The organism is Burkholderia sp. 9777_1386 (genome assembly GCF_015712265.1).
Lineage (GTDB): Bacteria > Pseudomonadota > Gammaproteobacteria > Burkholderiales > Burkholderiaceae > Burkholderia > Burkholderia cenocepacia.
Genome location: NZ_JACCQB010000107.1, coordinates 1 through 3,985 on the forward strand (window position 1 = coordinate 1; position 3,985 = coordinate 3,985).

The window sequence follows — 3,985 nt, forward strand, 5'->3', positions numbered from 1 at the left end:
TTCCCATCCCGAACAGGACCGTGAAACGACTCTACGCCGATGATAGTGCGGATTCCCGTGTGAAAGTAGGTAATCGTCAGGCTCCCCTCAAGCCAGAAACCCCCGCCCGAAAAGGCGGGGGTTTTTGCATTTGGGCGATAGAAATGTACGGTGCGCCTGGCACGGGTTGCAGCTCGTGCTGACAGGCTAAACGGCAGCGGACCTGAGTGTCTCGCCCGCTGCGCTTGCATCGCAATCGTCGCTTGTCACAGTTACTAACGGTATCGAGTCTCGGGTACTGAGCTACCTGAGCGATGGCGACTTGCGACGCCCACCATGGGCAATGCGCCGATCACATCGGCGTGATGATGAGCCGCTTGTCCTCGACAGTAATCCGGACGCGTTCTCCAGCCTCGAAACCCGCGTCCTCAAGCCACACTCCCGCCAATTTGATCCACGGGAAGTACGTCGTGTTCAGTTTCCGGTGCGCTCTGATGGCACGGAGAACCCTAGACAAGGAATGATGGCGCGCTGACTCTTGAACAGTGACGAAGCGTTCCGTTACGGAGGTACGTGACTTATGATTGGCCTTAGCCATTTCCGACTCCTGGTTTGAGTTGGTTGTGGTCAGCGGGTCGTATGGGTGGCAGCCCATGCGGCCCGCGCTTTTTGCGGTGATGCCATTTGAGTCTACCTAACTGGGCATCTCGAAGTATGGAAAATTCGGAGGATGGCCAAACGGCATAGTTAGAGAAGGAGTTCGCTGCATCTTGCAATCCAACCAATTGGAGTTCGCTGACCTGGTGTCGATGGATGAGCCCCAGGGTGTCAGGCTCGTAGTTCCCGGCATCAGAGCGACCGTTCTGCTCGGTATCTGCCATCGCGCCGGTAGCGTCAGTTCTCAGAGCTCAGAGTCTTCGAGCGGGAAGGGGCGCGTCGAACCAACATGACTCTCGGCGCCAGTCCTTCGGACGTCCGATTGCCGCTAAATGCGATCTCGTCCGTTGGTAGCTTCGTTCCTTTCTTGTTGAACAAGATGTGGCCTTCTGTTTGTGCATGCAGGATAAGAGCTCTTTCAATAACCTTGATTTGCTTTTTTGCTCTCTCGCGCGACTTGGTGTCGACGCCACAATAAATCAGAAATCGCTTTCCATTGGGAGCGCGCTCGATTGCACGCATAAGCGACAATGAATTCAAGTGCGATTTGATGCGGCCACGGATCGAGAGAGTTTCACCTATGTAAATAGGTGCGACATTTTTTCCATACGCCCGCCCAAAAATATAAACTCCGGGATGCGTTGGAAGTTGGGCAAGATCAAGCTCATAGATCAGGCCACCTGACGTGCTTTTTTTGAGGGGAATTGGCTGCGACCATGAGGCTTCGATTTTCATATCCTGTCCTGATATCGTCTCTCGACATTCTCTCTGTTGTAAGGTCTGCTGCGTGCGCATTTCCCGGGATGCGGCAAATAGTATAGTCTCTTCGCCCTGTCCATTTCGTGCGATCCCAACACAATCGGGACGCAGCTGGTTGCAAGACATACCGTACCATTTATAGACTCTTCCGTCGTCCGAAACGGATTCATAGGCGGTCCCTACCTTGGCAAGAATCTGCCGCAGCTCGTCGAACTCGGCTCGTCTGTTTTTCTTGACCTTGAAGCACCGATCGACGGGTAACGAATTGTCCTCAGGAAAACCTTGCTTGCTCTCGCTGACGTTCTGCTGGGCGGCGGTCCGCTCGCTGTGCACAGATATCACTCGACGTTATCGAGATTGCCCAGGGACCGAACTATTGTGGCTTTTTGAGTGACTACTCGCTCTTAACTAATGACACGACATCCCCCCAAGAGACGCTAAGAGGTTCGCCGTAGGCTAGCCCCTGGCTTCTAACGTAAGCATCGATAGAGCGGGGCGAAAGTCGATCAAGCCACTGATCGCGGGCGAGCCATTGAATCTGGACACACCAATAGTTCCCCCGAGGAGCCGGATAGCCTGCCGCAGCCATTCCGGCTTCTGTTATTTCCTCTGCGTCAGAAACGATGCGGGCAAGCGCGACCTCGTGTGTTGAGGGGCAGTAAAGGAGTAGAAGCTGACTGCTCAGTAAGGTCGCGCCAGGATGAACGCCTCCGCGGCGACCTTCAGCTCGAACGTTGTACGACTTACGTCCTCGAATCCAAGTCCAATGTTCGTGGCTTTTTACGAGGCCCAGAAGTACGCTCGCATCGGGGGACGGGGAAGCGGACGCTTGAGCCGATCGCCGAAGCAGTGATGTGCCATATGTTTCCATCTGCCAGAATCGACCGCGCTCGTGCCTTGTTAGACGCGTCGCGACGTGATCGAGCACATCGCTGATGAATCGTTGAAGTGCCGATGCACCGCTAGCGATACCGGTGTCGGTTGGCCGCAGCACGAATGCACCTAACCCCGGCAGGAGCTCGTGATACTCGGGATATTTGAGGCCGTCTCCTTCATCATCGCCGCCCGGATACAGCACATACGCACCTGCGGTTCGATGTATAGCGTCGCGGTATGCGTGCATCTTTAGTAGATCTTCACGTAGAACGCCGCCCCGCTCCAACCGAGTGGGCGACTCCGAGCCAGAGGTGTCCGCTTGTTCGCTATCGGTACCGAAAATTTCTCGAACGAAATCGACTCGATACTTGGCGTCGAAATGAAGCGCGATAGGTTCAAAGGATGAGGGCTCATCATCGGCGGGACTGATCAACAACGAATAGTCCGGGCGCATTGGTCTCGTCCACGACGCGATACCTGCAGTGCCTCGGCGATAGGTTCGATTGAAGCAGAGTTCAATTCGCATACGTCGATCCAAGCGGTCGACCTCTCCGGAAAGAACAGTCTCTACGCCTGTGCGAATGCCGACAGTCAAACCATCTGGTCGAGCTTGCACCAACGGACTCAAATCGAACGCCTGACCCACGAGGTCCGCCACGACTTGCGAAAGCTGAATGAATGCCCAGTACTCGTAAAGCGTCGCGACATCGCGCTGGCCTGCGCCATAGACATCGGGTGACGATTGCCAAGAGAGACGCGCTGCAAATTCAGTCTCCACGTAGGCTTTGAAGATATCCCGATAGCCTTCGCGCTTCTGGAGTACCTGATCGTCGGCTGGGAATCTTGTGAGTCGCCCAACATCGGTAAACAGGTCGCAGTGCAGCACCTCTTCCAACTGTGACATTACGCCAGAAATTTCGCGTTGCCCTCGGGTCGTCGCGGGGCTGGCCGCGGCTTTGGAAAGACCTCGCTCGATGTCGCCGAGTATCCGAAGCCAATGCTCTAGAGCGAATTTAACAAAGCGATTCGAGGTCGTGTCGTGGGTCGCTTCTGTTTGTGCGCGTTCAAAGTAGGACGGGACGGACTTGAGAGATCCGTCTGGCCAAGCCGATCTAGATCCGCCTTTGGCGAATTGGCGCAGTACACGTGAATCCGCTCGTATCCCGGCGCCAGCACGCACCATGTCGCTTGTCGTTTCCCATGCGGTGTGCGGACGCCGAATGACCTCGTGAAGCGCTCCTTGGAAGTTTTCGCTTTCGAACAAGGCGCGCAAAAATGTGAAGCGCTGATAGAGCGTAACGGCGTCACATGTCTCGTCGAGTTCGAAGCTTGCATCGCTCACTGCGAAACGGTCCATCACGAGCTCAGTCATGCGCTCAGCAATATCGCGCAGCATCCAGCGATACTCTGAAAGATACGAGAGTTTGCGCGATCGGACCTCAAGCTCCATCTGCCCGAGTGTTCTGGCGTCGGTACGGAGCACGACGCGTATGGTGCCGGTTGCAAGTCCGGGCCGTAGTCGACCAGACGCTCCGTCCGTGGTATCAGGTTGGAAAAGTTCTTCGGGATCGGCGATCAGCGGGCTATTGTCAACCTCGGCCGTAATTTCCCCAGAAGTGTCGAAGTAAAATTCCCCACCCTGTTCGGACGGTGATCAACCGGCGACGTGATCGAATGGGTTCCTTCGGGGGCGGCCCGGGCGCCGGCGAGCCGG

3 protein-coding genes are annotated in these 3,985 nt (G+C 55.8%); all 3 read right to left on the reverse strand.

The features are described 5' to 3' along the window. Window positions 1-331 precede the first annotated feature (331 nt). The 3 genes from H0X91_RS34490 to H0X91_RS34500 all read right to left on the reverse strand — a co-directional run bounded on the left by H0X91_RS34490 (window position 332) and on the right by H0X91_RS34500 (window position 3,877). Window positions 332-577 (reverse strand): SymE family type I addiction module toxin, encoded by a 246-nt coding sequence (locus H0X91_RS34490; RefSeq protein ID WP_196433809.1) that lies wholly within the window; start codon window positions 575-577, stop codon window positions 332-334. Window positions 578-873: 296 nt separating this feature from the next. Beyond that, window positions 874-1,728: a GIY-YIG nuclease family protein gene (locus H0X91_RS34495; RefSeq protein WP_196433810.1), complete on the reverse strand. Its 855-nt coding sequence runs from the start codon at window positions 1,726-1,728 to the stop codon at window positions 874-876. A 61-nt stretch (window positions 1,729-1,789) separates the two neighbouring features. Next, window positions 1,790-3,877 (reverse strand): DUF2357 domain-containing protein, encoded by a 2,088-nt coding sequence (locus H0X91_RS34500; RefSeq protein WP_196433811.1) that lies wholly within the window; start codon window positions 3,875-3,877, stop codon window positions 1,790-1,792. Between the last annotated feature and the right edge of the window lie 108 nt (window positions 3,878-3,985).